The following is an 18,378-nucleotide window of genomic DNA, read 5'->3' on the forward strand; positions in this document are numbered from 1 at the left end:
CTTGCCAATTGAAATAGCGCGCGGGTGGCGAAATTGGTAGACGCACCAGGTTTAGGTCCTGACGCTGGCAACAGTGTGGGGGTTCGAGTCCCCCCCCGCGCACCACTCTGAACGGCCAAAGTACAAATTGTTACTGTACTTTGGCCGTTTTACTTTGTGTAATCGGTTTGCCCACGGGAACTTGGTTCTAGCTGTAATACGTACTCAATTAGAATGGGGGCAGTACTTCAAGGGGGCCATTAATGGCTCAAACACTGGTGTCCAAAAAACTAATACCCACCATCCTGTGCGGAGGCGCAGGCTCCCGGCTTTGGCCGGTTTCTCGTGAACATCATCCCAAACCGTTTATCCGGCTCGCAGATGGTCAAAGTCTGCTGCAGAAGGCCTTTTTGCGCGGTGCACTGTTGCCCGATGCGACCGAAGTGCTGACGGTCACCAATCGGGAGTTCTTTTTCAAGACGGAAGATGAATTGCGTGAGGTCAATTCGAAAGGATTGAGCACTGCCTACATTCTGGAACCGGCCGGCCGCAATACCGCTGCTGCCATTGCGGTTGCGGCATTGCAAGTTGTGGAGCGGCATGGCGCGGATGCGGTCATGCTGGTGCTCGCTGCAGACCACATGATCAGCAATCAGCCAGCCTTTGCGGCCGCGGTTGGCGAGGCTGTGGCATTTGCCCAAGAGGGCAAGCTGGTCACCTTCGGCATCAAGCCGGAATCACCTGAAACTGGGTACGGCTATATCGAAGCCAAGGGCAATACCGTGCTGCGGTTTGTGGAAAAGCCCAATCTTGAAAAGGCTCAGGAATATCTGCGCAGTGGCAGATTTCATTGGAATGCAGGCATTTTCTGCTTCGCAGCTGGAACCATATTGGCCGAAATGGAGCGGCATTGCCCCGAAATCCTCTCCGCCTGCAAGGCTTGCCTGGCTGTTTCGCGGCTTGCTGAAGGCAAGGGATTTGTGCAGACGGAGCTGGACGCGGCAAGCTTCAAGGATGTCCCCAGCGAATCAATCGACTATGCCGTGATGGAAAAATCTTCCATCGTTGCAGTGGTGCCCTGCGATATTGGCTGGAGTGACATCGGGTCCTGGAACGCGCTGGGCGACTTGGCGGCCCCTGACGAAAATGGCAACCGGATTGAAGGGCAAGCGATGCTGTACAACAGCCGCAATTGCACTGTCCACAGCGAAGACCGAGTCATAGGTGCCGTGGGTGTCAACGACCTTGTCATCATCGATACACCTGATGCAGTTCTGGTGGCCGACAAGTCCTCGGTTCAAGACGTAAAGCACATCTATGCGCGCCTTAAGCAGGAAGGGCATGACGCATACAAGCTCCACCGCACGGTGCACCGGCCATGGGGTACCTACACTGTGCTCGAAGAAGGCCCCAACTTCAAAATCAAGCGCATCGTGGTGAAGCCGGGGGCATCGCTCAGTTTGCAAATGCATTACCACCGCAGTGAACATTGGATTGTGGTCAATGGAATGGCCAAGGTGGTCAATGGCGAGCAGGATATTCTGCTCAATACCAATGAGTCCACCTATATCCCTGCGGGGCATAAGCACCGACTGGAGAATCCGGGCTTGCTAAGTCTGGTGATGATCGAGGTGCAAAGTGGGGCTTATCTTGGAGAGGATGACATTGTCCGGTTCCAGGATAACTATGGGCGTGTATAGACATTTGTATCCCTGGTGAATCGAAAATTTTTGGGTCAAATTCAATATTGAATTAGAAATTATTACCATAATCAATTTGAATGCTTGGAGTATTAGAGAAAATGACAGAAGAAAAAAAAACGGATGCGCACGAGGGTGTGAAATCTTTCGAAGGAAAGAAAGTATGGATAACTGGCCATCGAGGCATGCTCGGATCCGCCATGGTTCGGAGCATGGAAAAGGAGGGCGCGCAAATATTACTGACGTCCCGTGCTGAACTAGATTTGACGGATCAGCATGCAGTTCTGGCGTGGATGCGGGAAAATAGTCCCGAGCTAGTATTCCACATCGCGGCAAAGGTGGGTGGAATTCATGCCAACGCCACACTTCCAGCAGATTTTCTCCGTGACAATCTAGCCATACAAAGCAGCGTTATTGACGGTGCCTTTCAAACGGGGGTAAAGAAGCTAGTTTTTGTCGCCTCCAATTGCACTTATCCTACCAATACTCCTCAGCCAATCCCGGAGAGTGCACTATTTACTGGTGTACTCGACGACAACATCCGCGCTTATGCCGTTAGTAAAATTGCAGGCATCGAAATGTGCCGAGCCTATCGTAGGCAGCATGGTTGCAATTTCGTTTCGGTAATTCCTCCCAACTTGTACGGACCGGGTGACAATTACCATCCTCAACATAGCCACGTGGTCGCTGGTATCCTTTGCAGGACGCACGAAGCCAAAATGGCCGGGAAGTCCGAATTTGTTGTATGGGGTGACGGAAAGCCAAGACGCGAACTTTTATATATTGACGATCTGGCCGCCGCCATGAAATATGTCATGCAAGCATCTAACACCCATGACCTTTACAACATAGGTTGCGGACACGATCTCTCTATTGCTGAACTGGCGACCATTATTGCCAAAGTTGTAGGCTTTGAAGGCAAGATTGTTTACGACACTGCTAAGCCAAATGGCACGATGAGAAAGCTGCTCGATACCTCATTGATTCGTTCATTGGGCTGGAAGCCTTTGGTGGGAGAAGAAGAGGGTCTACAACTTGCGTACAAAGATTTTCTGAGTCGATTTGCTGCTGATAGTGTGGTGGCCTGATACAGAATGACAATGAACGCAAAATTTACTTTGCCGGCTGGATTGCTCGGACGATTTGCCGTGGTCAAGCTGTGGCCTGAAATGAAAACCGCGGAAGATGAATGCATTGCACGGTTAAAAATCGCAGCCCAGGGACTGGGCATTGAGTGCGTGGAGGTGGATGCTGCAGGTGGGTTTCTTTCGGATCTCGAAATTAGAGCCAACAAATCCACAGTTGATTTTGTAATTCACCTTCACTACGACACACCCAAGAGATATGACGCATTCTCATTTGTAGCGTTGTGGAATCCACTCAAGTTCTATCACGAATGGGGTTATGCCCGTTGTTCACGCAACCTTACTACCCATGATGATTTCATAAGCTGTAGCTCAGATGCTGCGGACGATCATGTAGCACGAATGATTCGCGGGACCTCCAACCACCTGCCTGCAAAATTCCACCTTTACCACTCAACGGCAGATATCGTTCACCCCCCATCACTTGGGGCTGGCAAATTGTTTTACGCTGGAATCAACTGGGAAGCTGTAAACGGAGGGAAGTCACGCCATCAAGAAGTTCTTAAGCGACTGGATAAGACAGGCTTATTGCGTATTTACGGCCCAACGTTGTTCTCTGGAGTTCGGGTATGGGCCGGTTATGAGAGCTATGTGCGGGAAATTCCATTTGATGGAATTTCCATGATTGACGAGATTTCTAACGCTGGTATCGCACTGGTGCTTTCGTCACAAGCGCACAAAGAGTCTGAACTGATGTCCAACCGTCTTTTTGAAAGTGTTGCAGCCGGTGCCTTGATTATTTGTGACGAAAATCCATTTGCCAAGCGATTTTTTGGTGATTCTCTTCTATATATTGATAGCAGGGCACCAATTGAGCAAATACATGCCGATGTTGTGAACCATATCCAGTGGGCTCACAAGAATCCGGAGATGGCGCTACAAAAGATCCATCAAGCACAATCAATATTCCGTGAAAGATTCACGCTGACGCGAAATTTAAGCGATTTATATTCTGGATTTCTTGCTCGAAAACAGCAATTAAAAGATCTGAAATCACCGCCAGAGTCGAAAAAGTTGAAGATCAGCTTGAATATGTTGATGCCTGAGTTTTCAACGGAGATACTTCAAAGCCATCTGCGGAGTGTTGCTGTTCAAGACTATAGTGACATATCCGCTGCATTGGTTGTTGATGTCAATATTTCGACAGAAGATTTGGGCGAAATTAAAAATGCCATTAATGCATCTGGTATTCCATTGGAAGTTGTCTCGCTTGAATTTTATACGCCGGGGATTCACAAAGAAATAAAATCAGTCTGTCGATTGGGCGGAGTCATTAATGCATTGCTGATTGGTGCTGAAAATAAAGATGCATTTATTGTGGTGGCACCTAATGAGAGTCTGCAATCGGATCATATTTCGGTATTGGCCGGGGCGTTGCAGCGTGATGAGGAAGTTCATTGTGCTGCAACTGCCGCAATATTATTGAATCGTGATTTGCCTGTTCACGGCGTACATGAAGTCCTGGATTTTGGTCACGTAAACCGTCTCGGACCTTGTGGTTATGGTCGTTTTATATTCCGAATGAATGCGATTCCAGAAGATATTGCTACAGCAATACGATATCTGCACCATCGCCCTTTGGCTGTGCTGACTGGCGATCATTCAATTGCTCAACAATTGCCTGCCACTATAAGCATAGACCTTCAGGTCGAGTTTCCGACCAAAAGCGGAGACGATGCGACGGAACACGAGGTTATCCGGGATTACAGTGCGGGCGCATTCAAGAAGTATGCAGGTCCCCGCCAAGTCATTGAACCAGTATTGCATGCAGCCATTGCGCCCGTATCTACTGCCAAGCAGCTGATGCAGCGATTGACCAATCGACGCTGGATTACAGCCCAAATTCATGCTATCCGCAAGCAGGGTCTTGGCCCAAGGATAAAAGTATTAAAGCAGCGCTTGAGCGGTGCGCCATGAACCCGCATTCGGCGCCGCCTACATCGCCTTGGTCAATTTTCCGCTCGCTGTGGATCAATCGTAGTCTTTTGTTGCAATTGGTCAGGCGAGACGTTATTGGAAGATATAAAGGTTCAGTGTTGGGCATTTTCTGGTCGCTTGCCAATCCGATGCTCTTGCTTGCCATGTATACCTTTGTATTTTCAATTGTATTCAAGGCTAGATGGGGAACGGGAGTGTCTGAGAGCAAAGCGCTGTTTGCTCTTTTACTTTTTGTAGGAATGATTATCCATGGATTGTTTGCAGAAACATTGCAGCGCGCTCCAACTATCATTCTTTCAAATGTCAATTACGTCAAAAAAATAGTATTTCCATTGGAAATGCTGCCTGTTATGGCATTAAGTTCTGCGCTTTTTCACGCTTTGGTAAGTTCTGCTGTGCTTGTAATTGCAGTGGCATGGGTGCAAGGTAGTATCTATTGGTCAAGCGTTTTCCTGCCAATAGTGCTACTTCCTCTAGTGATTTTGACATTAGGATTTGCCTGGATACTTGCATGGCTTGGTGTCTTCTTGCGTGATGTGGCTCAGCCAATCGGTCTGGCAATGACCATTTTATTGTTTGCATCCCCAGTCTTCTATCCCATTACCGCATTACCAGAAGCCTTCCGCCCCTGGTTAATGTTAAACCCCCTGACATTTATTATTGAGCAAGCGAGGGCAGTACTTCTATATGGTCAATCACCCAGCTGGTTAGGGCTATCCATCTACTTGCTGGTTGCATTGGTAGTTGCGTGGCTTGGGTTTGTATCATTCCAGAAGACACGGAGGGCATTTGCAAATGTCCTCTAATTCCAATGCCATTGTAGTTGAACGGGTCAGCAAGCGTTTTGAGATATACGACAGCCCCAGAAATCAACTTAAGCAGCTTATCCTGCCAAAGGTGCAAAAAATAGTGGGAATAGCACCCAGACAGTATTTTCACGAATTTTGGGCTCTCAATGATATTTCATTGAATATTGGTAAAGGTGAATCCTGTGGCATTGTCGGCCTGAATGGAAGTGGTAAAAGCACATTGCTTCAAATCATTACAGGTACATTGTCTCCAACATCAGGATCCGTTTCAACACGGGGGCGAATTTCAGCTTTGCTTGAACTCGGCTCTGGATTTAATCCGGAATTTACGGGGCGTGAAAATGTATATATGAATGGAGCAGTGCTTGGATTTAGCAGAAAAGAAGTAGATTCAAAGTTCGAAGAAATCCAATCGTTTGCCGATATAGGTGATCATTTTGATCAAGCACTTTCAACGTATTCGAGTGGCATGCAAATGAGAGTCGCCTTCGCCGTGGCTACTGCTTTTGAACCGGAAATCCTGATCATTGACGAGGCGTTGGCGGTTGGAGATGCATATTTCCAGCAAAAGTGTTTTCATAAAATTGAGCAGTTCAAGAGTAAGGGTGGCACGCTTCTATTCGTATCCCATGACGCTAATACGATTAAACATCTATGTGACAAAGCGGTATTGCTGAGTCGAGGCAATTTAATAAGCTATGGCGAGCCTAAGGATGTAATCGACTTATATCAGGGCATGGTCGCACAAATAACAGATATGGGAGACAGAGTAGTCGACGTATTACAGAGCCAAAATTTGCAGCCATTGGAATCTGGAAATGTAAACGCCGACACCTATTGGACAAAAGCAACAACTATTACGACTAATAATGATGCTGAACTTATTGATTTCCAATTGCTTGATGGCAATGAAAGTCCAATTGAATATATTGAAAGCGAAAGAGACTTAATCGTTCAGTATAGGGTTCGTTTGAATAAATACTTTGAACGTCCTGCTTTCGGCTTGATTATTAGAGACAAGATAGGTAGGTCCATATTTGAGACAAGCACTTACGCTATGCAAGTCTTTGAGCAGCCAGTAGCTATGGGTAAGGATGTCTTGGTGCGCTTTAAGTTTTTCCTAAATCTCAGAGCCGGCCAATATTCCTTTTCGGTGGGTGTTGCAAATAAAGGTTTTTCTCGAAGTGAGTTCGAAGAAAATAGTTTGCTTATGCATGATGTGGAACAAATTCAGGTATTGGAGGCTTCAAATGCCATCTACTACGGAGGTGTATTCAATATGAATCCCAATGTAACCGTTGAGATACTTCAATAGAGAATATAAGTAGCAAATTATGAATAGCGTTTTTGGAAACTCCGGTCATTTGAAGCAAATTGAAGCACTGATAAAGAAGCAGACAGATGAGCTTCAACAGCTAAGGAATATCGTAGCTGAACAGAACTCAGTGATCAAGCTTGTGGCCGAACAGAGCTCTGTGCTGAGACAGCTAGAGATATTGTCACCAAGGATGCGTCGCAACTTTCTACCTAACGACGACTCAACTTTGCATAAGCTGTTAATGAATTACTGGCAAAGAAATTGTCAAGAAAGAATTGGATACAAGGAATTGCTTGAAAGTGGCTTTAGAGTATTTTCCCAAAATGATGAAGATGGAGTACTGCTGAGAATATTCAGTCAAATCGGATACACAAATAGAAATGTGATTGAAATAGGCAGCAACTGCAGTGATTCTGACATTGGCGTACCAGAAAATTTGTCAACAAATCTAATTGTGAATCATGGCTGGCACGGAATAATTATTGAAATTGATGATCTAGAGTGTAAAAGGATGCAGTATTTTTTTGCGCGAGATTTCTCTACGAAGCACTTCCACATGTCTTTTGGTGACACGAATTCCTATTTCTCTCCACTCATTATGCAGCGGGAAGTAACGCCTGAAAATATTAATGCATTAATACATGAAAGCAGGGTGCAGGCAGAGCCAGACTTGATGGCAATTGATATTGATGGCGGTGATTATGAAATAATTAGATCTCTAACTTCAATACGTCCGCGTGTACTGGTTGTTGAATTTGAGAAGCGCTTTGGTAACTTGCATTGTGTAGTCCAACCGGACAGACGGAACTTTGGAAAAGACTGGCCTCAATCTGGTGCTGCCAGTTTGCCGGCATGGAATAAATTGCTGAAAGAAAAAGGTTATACGTTATGCGCTATCGGAACATGTGGATTTAACGCATTTTACGTGCGCTCCGATATTGCCACGGAAAAATTTTTCCCTTTGGACATCGCTGATGCATTTTCACAGCATCCAATACTATCTTCGGTTAATGAGGATTTTTGGAAGACACCAGATGAAACATGGCAGTTAGTGTAATTCTTATACTAAGATATATGCCATTGCTTGGAAAAGATTAAAGCATTATTATTATTAATTTTGAAAGATTGCGCTGCGATGAATGAATTGTTACTTTCCGTGGTTGTTCCCTGCTATAACGAAGCAGATGGAATCATTGAGATGCACAGGCGCGTACACGCGATTTGCAAACAATGTGTTGGAGATTCTTTTGAATTGGTTCTTGTAAATGATGGCTCTAAAGATAATACTTGGAGCATTATGTGTGATCTTTCGAAGTCGGATAAACATGTAGTAGCAATCAATTTATCTCGCAATCATGGACATCAATTGGCTTTGTCGGCAGGGTTGCAGTTTTGCAGAGGTGCGCGAGTATTCATAATTGATGCAGACTTACAAGATCCTCCTGAACTGCTTTCCAAAATGATGGCGCGGTTGGATGATGGATGTGAAGTGGTATATGGGCAGCGAGTGCGCCGTGAAGGTGAGACAGTTTTTAAGAAAGTATCTGCATTTGCATTTTATAGATTACTTAATTCAATGGTTGACATTGAGATACCACGAGATACCGGTGATTTTCGTCTTATGAGTAGACGGGCTGTGGATATTTTGAATAGAATGCCAGAGCATCATCGGTTTATACGGGGTATGGTAAGTTGGATAGGCCTTAAGCAGGAAGCGTTGCCGTATGAGCGTGCAGCGCGGTTTGCGGGTGAAACCAAGTATCCTCTTTCTAAGATGATAAAGTTTGCTATAGATGCCGTAACTGGTTTTTCAATTCGACCACTTAGAATGGCATCCTACGTAGGGTTTTACTTTGCTATTGCAACGTTAGTATTAATCGCATATGTATTCCTTCAGTATTTTCTAGGAAATACAGTTGAAGGATGGACATCTCTTGCCGTTATTATTTTGGCCCTGGGGAGCGTACAACTATTCGTTGCCGGCGTGCTTGGTGAGTATTTGGGGAGGCTGTATATGGAGACAAAAGGTCGTCCACTTTTTATAGTTCAAGAAATAGTATCCCATGGAAAAATATTATCTGAGTCGACATCAGATGTTTTCACTAGGACTCAAGAATGAAAATTGATGAGCGAGGTGATGCAGAGAATAAAAGTAAAATGCGTGCTGAATTTGACTCCTTGGCGGATGAGTATAGAGTTCAGCATCAGGAAAATATTGCCATAACTGGGGAGTCTCCTGAATATTTTTCAGAATATAAGATTGCAGACCTCCGGTCTTATACAAAAAAGATCCCGAGTGCTGAATCAAATATACTCGACTTTGGTAGTGGGATTGGAAATTCTATTCCCTATATTAGGAAATATTTTTCGACCAGTAGTCTGACATGCGCAGACGTTTCCGTTCGTAGTATTGAGATTGCCCAAGCTCGATTTCCTGGCGATGAGAAATATCTTCAGATATTAGACAATATTCCTTTAGAGGAAAACAGTCAGGATATAGTTTTTTCTGCATGCGTGTTTCATCATATACCACATGCGGAGCATCATTATTGGCTCGGTGAACTTTACCGTGTCACTAGACCTGGGGGCCTACTAGTAATTTATGAGCACAATCCTCTAAATCCATTAACTGTAAAAGCTGTAAATACCTGTCCACTTGATGTTAACGCAAAATTAATTCGTGGAAAAATAATGAGAGATCGAGCATTGGCGAGCGGATGGGGGGATGCGAGAGTTGATTACAAATTGTTTTTTCCCGCTATTTTATCTGCATTGAGACCAATGGAGCGACATATGGAATGGCTTAGTATAGGTGCGCAGTATAGAATGACCGCGCGAAAACAAAAGTGACATCAATTTATAGGCAGGCTATTCGGTTTGGAATGGTTGGAATTTTTAATACTTTTGTCGGATTGATGTCCATTTATGCGGTAATATTTTTCTTTCACTCGGGGCCAGTTATAGCCAATGCTTTGGGATATGCAATTGGTTTGGCTGCAAGTTTTGCTCTCAATAAATTTTGGACTTTTGATGATTCTCGATCAATTGAGGATGTTCTGCCAAGGTATCTGTTGGTTGCGGCGATTTCTTATTTGATGAATTTGGGGATTGTCTTGGCTATTAATAAATACTATTTTGTTGGGCAGTATTTGGTGCAGGTCTTTGGCATAGGTATTTACACCATTTCAATGTTTTTTGGCTGCCGTTTGTTTGTCTTTCGTTCTGAAAAAAAGGATTGGTGAAGGATGAGCTTTTACTTTGGAACGGGTTCCATGAGACGACAAATTGGCTTCGGAAAATTTAAATATCTAGGATTATTTGAAGATATCTTTATTTTGTTTTTTGTTGCAACAATTCCCTTATTGATTGCATTTGCCGCTATGAATCTGTGGCATTGGGATATGTCTATTCCGTTAGATTATCGTGAGAATAATAGTGATGAAACCTGGCAGCTAATTCTCACCAAAATGGTTACTGATGGTGGATGGGTGTTAGATAATAAATTCTTGGGTGCTCCGAGTATTGCTCATTGGCATAACAATTCGGCAGCGCAGACGAGCTTGTTGCACTCGGTCGTAATGCTTTGTATCTCTAAGTTTGTGGATGGTGCAGTTGCAGTTCAGCAAATATATTATTTGCTAAGTTTTTCACTTATATCTGTATGCACTTATTTTTCATGCAGATTGCTCGGGATATTGCGTTTCCCATCCTTTTTGATTGCGGTAATGTGTTCGCTGTTAAGTTATAAGTTTAACTACATTGCTTATGCATTTCTGCCTAATTACTACATGGTGCCTTTGGCATTGGTGGTGGTGGTTTGGGTATTGTCGGGTGAATTTGCTTGTGATTTCCCCGCTAAGAAGGAATTCCGGCTCAACGCAATTAAGGACTTATTTCTTTCGACAAAATTTTTGCTCGGTGTTTTGTTTATATTTCTGATAACAATATCTGACGGCTATTATGCATTTTTTACTTTGTTGTTGTTGGGCTTTTCTATTTTCTTGCGAGTATTTCTTGGTGACTTTAGGAAGCCCGTAAATCTGTATGTTCCCACAATATATGTGGTTATTTTGCTTTTGACGGCCTACATAATTTCTCTACCTATATCTACATACAAGAATAACAATAAAGATGAATTCTTTCCAAATGGAGTGCAGGATCCGGCCTTGGTGAGACATGCTTTTGAGGCTGAAATATATGCGCTCAGCGTTAAACTGTTGGTGGCGCCATCTGTTAAACATAGAGTGAAGAGTTTTGCTGACTTGGGCAAAAAAATTATTGCTACTAGTGATGCTGTTCGAATATTCAAGACACAGCTTGTTTATGTTCCGCTTGGAATATTGGGCTCGGTGTTTTTGCTATTTGCACTTAGCTATATTGTTGTGCCTAAATTTTCTTGGGGTGCTGGTGGTAATGCATTTGTAATTGAGGATTTGAAGGGGGAGCTCGGGAAGATATGGATATTAAGCGTACTAAGCCTTTATATTTTACTTTTTTCTATTGAAGGGGGGCTTGGGAGTCTAGTTGCTTTAGTATTTCCGACGATCAGAGCTTATGATAGATTTCCTTTGTTTTTAATATTTTCTCTGTATTTTGGATTTGGTTGCTTTGTTACATATTGGTTGAAGAGGGTTAAGTCGAGCATTCGTTGGTTTATTGTTATTGGATTGGTATTTATTTCCGCTCTAAGCATATACGATCAATTGCCAAATGATGTGGAAAAAGGCAGTGATAGTACTAAGAGTCGTTTCTTGGCTGAAAAAAGATTTGTTTCCCATATTGAGAGTCTCTTGCCATCTGGAGCTATGATTTATCAATATCCGTATTCACAGTGGCTAATTGATAGTCCGTATTACGGTTGGGGTTCATTTGCACATGTGAGGCTCTATTTGCATTCGACTTCGCTGCGTTGGAGTAATGGTGCTTCAAAGAATAGTCCAGTTGACAATTGGCACATGAAAATTGCCAGTTTGCCAATTGATCAGTTATTGGATGAAATTGCTTACGCCGGATTTTCTGCAGTTGTTGTAGATAGGCGCGTGGTTTCTTTAAGTGAATATGAGCGTCTGCAAAAGGCTCTCCTTCCACGGATTGAAGGCGATATCATTAATGATGATGATAGTAAGCTTACCTTTTTTAAATTGAAGCCTCCAGTTTTTCGTTTGACTTATGATGAAACATATCTAAGTGCTAATAAAATTGAAATTTATAAAAGCAGAGGTGAGTTGGAGGGGGCATCTTCGCGGATGATTAATTTATCTGTGTTAAAAACATTGTTGAGTAAGAATCATTCTGGTGAAAACATAATATTCGAGAAATCAACTGTTCCCAGTCTGTTTTATACTGCGGCGGAAATAGGTCGTTATGAAGGATTTCAGAAGTTGGAGCCTTTGTCGGATGTGCGTGGAAATATTGATTGCAACGCAATGGGGAAAGCTATTTCTTCTTCCAATTACAAATCTTTCGAAATAAATGTTTCAAATCAAAGTAATTTTGATTGGATGTTTGGGCATGGTCGTTACCCACTCAATATAGGATTTCATGTCAAAGATTCCGTTGGGAGAATGTTGCTTTGGGATAATGGTTACAGGTTGCCTTTGGCCACTGAAGGTATTATGTATGGAAAAGTACTGAAGGCTGGTTCACTGGTTTTGAAGAGCGGTGAGTCAAAAGGGTTCGTTTTTACTCCATCGCAATTTGATATGCGGCAGTTGCTTGGTCAAAATGACGCTGTAAATATAGAATTTCGGCTCGTTCAAGATGGAAATGCTTGGTTTGATGGTATCGGCTGTGATATTCATGTTGTTAGATGAATGTGCCTCCTTTTTTATTTGGTAAATAGAGATTTCTTGTTGACCTCTTTGCTATTCCTCATTGATTTTGGTATCTCGTACTCATTAATTCATCTTAATATGCGCGTTAAATAGTTATGATGCTCCTTTAACGGTTTATATGGTCAATGCTAGTGTAACGGTAGTCGTTCCCTCCTTTAATCAAGGTCAATTTCTAGGTGATGCCCTTGAATCCATTTTTCGGCAACAGGTACAAGTGGAGGTGTTCGTGCTTGACGGTGGCTCCACAGACAATTCGTTGGATGTCATACACAAGTGGTCACATCGCCTTGCTGGGTGGCGCTCTGTCGCGGACGACGGACAAGCCGCTGCGATCAACGAAGGCATAGCGAGGGGTACTGCTCCTTATGTGTGTTGGCTAAACAGTGATGACTGGTTCTTGCCGAATGCTTTGGAGAAATTGCTCGCTGAGTTGCAGGCGGACCCTGTTACGCCCGCAGTCTATGGACGTGTGTGGAACGTGGTTGAAGATACCGGGGAAAAGAAGCCAGTCTGGGTTGAGCGATTCAATGTGGACCGTATGGCACTACGTTGCATTATTTCTCAACCGGCCACGTTAATTCGGCGCTCCGCCTGGGAAGCAGTAGGCGGAGTTGACGGAAGTTTGCATATGGCGATGGACTATGACTTATGGTGGCGTCTGTACCAACGATTTGGCGCCTTGCATTTTGTAGACGAATTTGTGGCTGTGAACCGTGAGCATGCACAGACAAAGACAAAGACACTGCGTCGACGTCACTACCGGGAGGCCATGGCGGTGGTACGCAAGTACTATGGACGGGTTCCCATGAAATGGTGGTTGGCTCAGCCCTACGCGGTATGGTGGAAGTCCCTAATGGGCTAGGCGTCAAGGACTGAATGCGCGTACTACACTTTTACAAGACTGCTTTTCCTGATTCCATGGGCGGAGTAGAGCAGGTTATCAATCAGATTGCCAGAGGCGCTGCTTCACTGGGTGTTCATACTGATGTGCTCTCGTTGACGACCCAGAAAGTCGAGCGCGTTACCGAGATGGATGGCTACCAGGCCCATCGCGCCAGAATGGACGTGCAGATAGCCTCTACCGGATTCTCATTGTCGGCGCTTATGCGCTTCAAGAATCTCGCCAAGAACGCGGATGTTATTCATTACCACTTTCCTTGGCCATTCATGGACGTTGTGCATTTCGCGACGCGTGTCAAGAAGCCAACCGTTGTTACCTATCACTCGGACATAATTCGCCAAAAAAGTCTACTCAGGTTATATCGGCCAATCATGTTCAAATTTCTGGCTGACGTGAGTCGTATTGTGGCCACTTCTCCCAATTACCTTGAGACAAGTGATGTGCTGGACAAGTACAAGCACAAGGTCAGTGTTATTCCCATTGGCCTCGATAAGAGCAGCTATCCCATACCGTCTGCCGCTCGATTGGCTAATTGGCGTAAAGTGCTTGGACCAAAGTTCTTCTTATTTATAGGCGTACTTCGCTACTACAAAGGTCTGCATATTCTGGTGGAGGCTGCGCAGGGCACCGACTACCCAATCGTCATTGTCGGGGCGGGCCCGATAGAGTCAGCGCTGAAGGCTCAAGCGGAGCAACTTGGCTTACGCAATATCCATTTTCTCGGTTTTTTGCCGGATGAAGACAAGGCTGCACTATTGACACTTTGTTACGGCGTTCTTTTTCCATCTCATTTGCGCTCCGAGGCTTTCGGTATTTCTCTGCTTGAAGGTGCGATGTATGGCAAGCCTATGATTTCCAGCGAAATTGGAACAGGCACAACGTTCATCAATATTGGAGGCGAAACCGGCTTGGTTGTGCCACCCGGCGATGCTTTGGCCATGCGTAATGCAATGTGCTATTTGTGGGACAACCCAAGTGTCGCAGCAGACATGGGCGAGCGCGCAGAGAAGCGCTACTGGACGTACTTTACGTCCGACCAGATGGTGCGCTCGTATGTAGACCTTTATCGTGACGTGCTCCAGAACGCCTGTAACAAAGACTGTGCATGATTAAGGTGGAATCCGAACCTTAAAATGCTCCCACCGTCTTCTCACATTACAAAACTTATGAATCAGAAATCCAAAGTCGCCCTCATCACCGGTATCACAGGCCAGGACGGTTCTTACCTTGCCGAGTTTCTTCTGGAAAAAGGTTATGAAGTGCATGGCATCAAGCGCCGTGCAAGCTCTTTCAACACCGACCGGATAGATCACATATATCAGGACCCGCATCTGAATTCTGATGCGAACGGCCCCAAGCTCAAGTTGCATTACGGCGATCTGAGTGATTCCAGCAACCTGACGCGCATCATTCAGCAGGTGCAGCCCGACGAGGTCTACAACCTGGGGGCGCAAAGCCATGTGGCGGTCAGCTTTGAAAGTCCGGAATACACAGCCGATGTTGATGGCATGGGGACTTTGCGTCTGCTAGAGGCAATCCGAATCCTTGGTCTGGAAAAGAAGACACGTTTCTATCAAGCTTCCACCAGCGAGTTGTATGGTTTGGTGCAAGAGATTCCGCAAAAGGAGAGCACTCCCTTTTACCCGCGTAGTCCATATGCGGTGGCCAAGCTGTATGCCTATTGGATCACCGTGAATTATCGCGAAGCCTATGGCATGTATGCCTGCAACGGGATACTTTTCAACCATGAAAGCCCCCGCCGGGGTGAGACCTTTGTTACCCGCAAGATCACCCGTGGTTTGGCCAATATCGCTCAAGGGTTGGAGAAATGCCTATACATGGGCAATATGAGTGCGTTGCGAGACTGGGGGCACGCCAAGGACTACGTACGCATGCAATGGATGATGTTGCAGCAGGAAGCTGCCAAAGACTTTGTGATTGCGACTGGCAAGCAGTACAGCGTGCGTGAGTTCATCCAGTGGACTGCAGAAGCGCTGGGCTTGACATTGCGCTTTGAAGGCGAGGGGGTGAAGGAGTGTGCCGTAGTGGTTGCAATTGCAGGCGGCAATGCTCCTGCGGTCAAGGTTGGCGATGTGGTTGTCCGAGTCGATCCACGCTACTTCCGTCCAGCCGAAGTGGAAACACTACTCGGGGACGCCAGTCGTGCCAAGGCGGAGTTGGGTTGGGTGCCGGAGATTACCGTGCACGAGATGTGCCGCGAAATGGTTGCCAGTGACCTGGATAACGCCAAGCGTCATGCTTTGCTTCAAAACCATGGCTATACGGTTTCGGTTGGTCATGAAAACTGAAAAGTATTTTGTCGCTGGGCACATGGGTCTTGTTGGATCTGCCATTGTGCGCACCTTGCTGGCTCAAGGAGTTGCACCCGAACAAATCGTTAGCCGCAGTCGTAGTGAGCTGGACCTGTGTGACCAAAGGGCGGTACGGGAATTTTTTGAAACGGAAAAGCCTACGCAGGTTTACATGGCTGCTGCCAAAGTTGGAGGTATCCACGCCAATAACACGTATCCTGCGGATTTCATTTATGACAACCTGATGGTGCAGGCCAATGTTATCAATGCCTCCCACTTGAATGGTGTGCAGAAGCTCATGTTTCTCGGCTCAAGCTGCATTTATCCCCGTTTGGCAGCTCAACCCATGACTGAAGACGCGTTGATGACGGGAGCTTTGGAGCCAACCAACGAGCCCTATGGCATCGCCAAAATCGCCGGCATTAAGCTATGTGAGAGCTACAACCGGCAATATGGCCGTGACTACCGTAGCGTGATGCCGACCAACCTTTATGGCCCTGGCGACAACTACCATCCGGACAACAGCCATGTCATTCCCGCATTGATTCGCCGCTTCCATGAGGCTAAGGTCAGTGGTGCTCCTGAAGTGGCTATCTGGGGAACAGGTACACCGCGCCGGGAATTCCTGTACGTGGACGACATGGCTGCAGCCAGCGTCTTTGTGATGCAACTGCCATTGGAGGTCTACCAGTCTCAGACCAAACCCATGCAGAGCCATATCAATGTGGGCTACGGCAGCGACGTAACTATTGCTGAAGTGGCCCTGGCGGTAGCCCAGGCGGTAGGCTACAGCGGCGCAGTCACGTTCGATACTTCCAAGCCAGATGGCGCGCCACGCAAGTGGATGGACAGCAGCAAACTCAATGCATTGGGGTGGACGGCCAAGACACCGTTGTCGGTCGGACTCGCCAAAGCCTACGAAGACTTTTTGCGCCGCGGCCTCTGAGGTGAACCTAGCCCTTGCAGGCCAACTTTGCCCGTCGGCTACAATCGCGGGTTGACTTAAGCACACCAAAATACCAGGAGTGAGTGATGGCTGTTACTGTAGAAACCCTAGAAAAACTTGAGCGCAAGATCACGCTGACGCTGCCTGTGGGCATCATCCAGAATGAAGTGGAGTCCCGTCTTCGCAAGCTCGCTCGCACGGTGAAGATGGACGGCTTCCGTCCTGGCAAGGTTCCCATGAATGTGGTGAGCCAGCGCTACGGCTATTCCGTGCATTACGAAGTGATGAACGACAAGGTCGGCGAGGCATTTGCCACCGCCGCCAATGAAGCCAAGCTGCGTGTTGCGGGCCAGCCCCGCATTACTGAGTCCGAAGCTGCTCCCGAAGGCCAAATGGCTTTTGACGCCGTTTTTGAAGTCTTTCCTGAAGTCAAGATCGCTGATCTGACCACGGCTGAAGTCGAAAAGATCAGCACCGAAGTGACTGATGCTGCTGTCGACAAGACGGTTGAAATTCTGCGTAAGCAACGTCGCACTTTCGCTCAGCGCCCGCACGACGCCGCTGCCCAGGACACAGACCGTGTGACTGTGGACTTCGAAGGCAAGATTGATGGCGAACCCTTTGCCGGCGGCAAGGCAACCGACTTCCAGTTCATTCTGGGCGATGGCCAGATGCTCAAGGAGTTTGAAGAAGCGACCCGCGGCATGAAGTCCGGCGAAAGCAAGACGTTCCCATTGGCCTTCCCTGAGGACTATCACGGCAAGGATGTGGCTGGCAAGACGGCCGACTTCCTGGTAACGGTCAAGAAGATTGAAGCAGCGCATTTGCCCGAAGTGGACGGCGCCTTGGCCAAGGCGCTGGGCATTGCCGATGCCACCGTGGAAGGCCTGCGCGCCGATATCACCAAGAACCTGCAGCGCGAAGTCAAATACCGCCTGTTGAACCGCAACAAGCAAGCGGTGATGGACGCCCTGATCGCCAAGGCTGAGTTGGACTTGCCCAAATCCAGCGTTCAGGCTGAACTGGATCGCATGGTGGAGGGCGCTCGTGCTGACCTCAAACAACGTGGTATCAAGGACGCCGATAAGGCGCCTATCCCTGATGACATCTTCCGCCCCCAAGCTGAACGCCGTGTGCGTCTGGGCCTGGTCGTGGCTGAGCTGGTGCGCGCCAATGACTTGGCAGCCAAGCCCGAGCAGATCAAGGCACACATCGACGAACTGGCTGCCAGCTACGAAAAACCGGCTGACGTGGTGCGTTGGTACTACGGCGACAACCGTCGCATGGCGGAAGTGGAAGCCATTGTCATTGAGAACAATGTGACTGAATTCGTGTTGTCCAAGGCCAAGGTGACCGAGAAGTCTGTTTCCTTCGACGACCTGATGGCTCAGAACTGATCTGCCAAGAACGCGAAATAAATGGGGCTTGTGCGGGACTTGCAGTTCCGCGCAATAGCCCCATTTGTTTTTGTGTCAAATTTTTAGTTACAGTTGGTA

The 18,378-nt window shown here is 46.5% G+C and carries 15 protein-coding genes and 1 tRNA gene; all 16 read left to right on the top strand.

The window, feature by feature from the left end:
- Positions 1 to 18 precede the first annotated feature (18 nt).
- The 16 genes from AC1RMF_RS03880 to tig all read left to right on the top strand — a co-directional run bounded on the left by AC1RMF_RS03880 (position 19) and on the right by tig (position 18,279).
- A tRNA-Leu gene (locus AC1RMF_RS03880) sits at positions 19 to 105 on the top strand.
- A 137-nt stretch (positions 106 to 242) separates the two neighbouring features.
- Entirely contained in the window at positions 243 to 1,679 is a 1,437-nt protein-coding gene (locus AC1RMF_RS03885) for a mannose-1-phosphate guanylyltransferase/mannose-6-phosphate isomerase (protein WP_493139674.1), read from the top strand.
- Positions 1,680 to 1,780: 101 nt separating this feature from the next.
- The gene (locus AC1RMF_RS03890; RefSeq protein ID WP_493139676.1) at positions 1,781 to 2,767 is read left to right on the top strand and encodes a GDP-L-fucose synthase family protein; all 987 of its coding nucleotides are present in this window, start codon (positions 1,781 to 1,783) and stop codon (positions 2,765 to 2,767) included.
- 12 nt (positions 2,768 to 2,779) lie between these two features.
- Positions 2,780 to 4,741 carry a glycosyltransferase family protein gene (locus AC1RMF_RS03895; protein WP_493139678.1) on the top strand — a complete coding sequence of 654 codons (1,962 nt, stop codon included), beginning with the start codon at positions 2,780 to 2,782 and terminating at the stop codon, positions 4,739 to 4,741.
- Complete coding sequence (locus AC1RMF_RS03900) at positions 4,738 to 5,568, top strand: ABC transporter permease (protein ID WP_493139681.1); 831 nt, start codon at positions 4,738 to 4,740, stop codon at positions 5,566 to 5,568. Before AC1RMF_RS03895 ends, AC1RMF_RS03900 begins: the two co-directional genes overlap by 4 nt.
- Entirely contained in the window at positions 5,558 to 6,886 is a 1,329-nt protein-coding gene (locus AC1RMF_RS03905) for an ABC transporter ATP-binding protein (protein WP_493139683.1), read from the top strand. Before AC1RMF_RS03900 ends, AC1RMF_RS03905 begins: the two co-directional genes overlap by 11 nt.
- A 19-nt stretch (positions 6,887 to 6,905) precedes the next feature.
- A complete protein-coding gene (locus AC1RMF_RS03910; RefSeq protein WP_493139685.1) occupies positions 6,906 to 7,946 on the top strand; it encodes an FkbM family methyltransferase in 1,041 nt (346 codons plus the stop codon).
- A gap of 27 nt (positions 7,947 to 7,973) precedes the next feature.
- Positions 7,974 to 9,008 carry a glycosyltransferase family 2 protein gene (locus AC1RMF_RS03915; RefSeq protein WP_493139687.1) on the top strand — a complete coding sequence of 345 codons (1,035 nt, stop codon included), beginning with the start codon at positions 7,974 to 7,976 and terminating at the stop codon, positions 9,006 to 9,008.
- On the top strand, positions 9,005 to 9,739 hold the full coding sequence (locus tag AC1RMF_RS03920; RefSeq protein WP_493139689.1) for a class I SAM-dependent methyltransferase: 735 nt from the start codon (positions 9,005 to 9,007) through the stop codon (positions 9,737 to 9,739). The genes AC1RMF_RS03915 and AC1RMF_RS03920 overlap by 4 nt, the downstream gene beginning before the upstream one ends.
- Positions 9,736 to 10,131 (top strand): GtrA family protein, encoded by a 396-nt coding sequence (locus AC1RMF_RS03925; RefSeq protein ID WP_493139691.1) that lies wholly within the window; start codon positions 9,736 to 9,738, stop codon positions 10,129 to 10,131. Before AC1RMF_RS03920 ends, AC1RMF_RS03925 begins: the two co-directional genes overlap by 4 nt.
- A 30-nt stretch (positions 10,132 to 10,161) precedes the next feature.
- Positions 10,162 to 12,702, top strand: a complete 2,541-nt coding sequence (locus AC1RMF_RS03930; protein WP_493139693.1) for a hypothetical protein — start codon at positions 10,162 to 10,164, stop codon at positions 12,700 to 12,702.
- A gap of 139 nt (positions 12,703 to 12,841) precedes the next feature.
- On the top strand, positions 12,842 to 13,585 hold the full coding sequence (locus tag AC1RMF_RS03935; protein WP_493139697.1) for a glycosyltransferase family 2 protein: 744 nt from the start codon (positions 12,842 to 12,844) through the stop codon (positions 13,583 to 13,585).
- A 14-nt stretch (positions 13,586 to 13,599) separates the two neighbouring features.
- On the top strand, positions 13,600 to 14,733 hold the full coding sequence (locus AC1RMF_RS03940; protein WP_493139699.1) for a glycosyltransferase family 4 protein: 1,134 nt from the start codon (positions 13,600 to 13,602) through the stop codon (positions 14,731 to 14,733).
- A gap of 24 nt (positions 14,734 to 14,757) precedes the next feature.
- Complete coding sequence (gmd, locus tag AC1RMF_RS03945) at positions 14,758 to 15,933, top strand: GDP-mannose 4,6-dehydratase (RefSeq protein WP_493139701.1); 1,176 nt, start codon at positions 14,758 to 14,760, stop codon at positions 15,931 to 15,933.
- Entirely contained in the window at positions 15,923 to 16,882 is a 960-nt protein-coding gene (gene fcl, locus AC1RMF_RS03950; protein ID WP_493139703.1) for a GDP-L-fucose synthase, read from the top strand. The genes gmd and fcl overlap by 11 nt, the downstream gene beginning before the upstream one ends.
- A gap of 86 nt (positions 16,883 to 16,968) precedes the next feature.
- Positions 16,969 to 18,279, top strand: coding sequence for a trigger factor (gene tig, locus AC1RMF_RS03955; protein WP_493139705.1), 1,311 nt, complete (start codon positions 16,969 to 16,971; stop codon positions 18,277 to 18,279).
- Positions 18,280 to 18,378 lie beyond the last annotated feature (99 nt).

The organism is Rhodoferax sp. GW822-FHT04A08, assembly GCF_058801025.1.

Bases quoted from the DNA above. Each gene is read 5' to 3' on its own strand.
- AC1RMF_RS03930 (WP_493139693.1), top strand. From the start codon at position 10,162: ATGAGACGACAAATTGGCTTCGGAAAATTTAAATATCTAGGATTATTT.
- AC1RMF_RS03920 (WP_493139689.1), top strand. From the start codon at position 9,005: ATGAAAATTGATGAGCGAGGTGATGCAGAGAATAAAAGTAAAATGCGT.
- tig (WP_493139705.1), top strand. From the start codon at position 16,969: ATGGCTGTTACTGTAGAAACCCTAGAAAAACTTGAGCGCAAGATCACG.
- AC1RMF_RS03910 (WP_493139685.1), top strand. From the start codon at position 6,906: ATGAATAGCGTTTTTGGAAACTCCGGTCATTTGAAGCAAATTGAAGCA.
- AC1RMF_RS03885 (WP_493139674.1), top strand. From the start codon at position 243: ATGGCTCAAACACTGGTGTCCAAAAAACTAATACCCACCATCCTGTGC.
- AC1RMF_RS03900 (WP_493139681.1), top strand. From the start codon at position 4,738: ATGAACCCGCATTCGGCGCCGCCTACATCGCCTTGGTCAATTTTCCGC.
- AC1RMF_RS03940 (WP_493139699.1), top strand. From the start codon at position 13,600: ATGCGCGTACTACACTTTTACAAGACTGCTTTTCCTGATTCCATGGGC.
- gmd (WP_493139701.1), top strand. From the start codon at position 14,758: ATGCTCCCACCGTCTTCTCACATTACAAAACTTATGAATCAGAAATCC.
- AC1RMF_RS03905 (WP_493139683.1), top strand. From the start codon at position 5,558: ATGTCCTCTAATTCCAATGCCATTGTAGTTGAACGGGTCAGCAAGCGT.
- AC1RMF_RS03935 (WP_493139697.1), top strand. From the start codon at position 12,842: ATGGTCAATGCTAGTGTAACGGTAGTCGTTCCCTCCTTTAATCAAGGT.
- AC1RMF_RS03890 (WP_493139676.1), top strand. From the start codon at position 1,781: ATGACAGAAGAAAAAAAAACGGATGCGCACGAGGGTGTGAAATCTTTC.
- AC1RMF_RS03895 (WP_493139678.1), top strand. From the start codon at position 2,780: ATGAACGCAAAATTTACTTTGCCGGCTGGATTGCTCGGACGATTTGCC.
- fcl (WP_493139703.1), top strand. From the start codon at position 15,923: ATGAAAACTGAAAAGTATTTTGTCGCTGGGCACATGGGTCTTGTTGGA.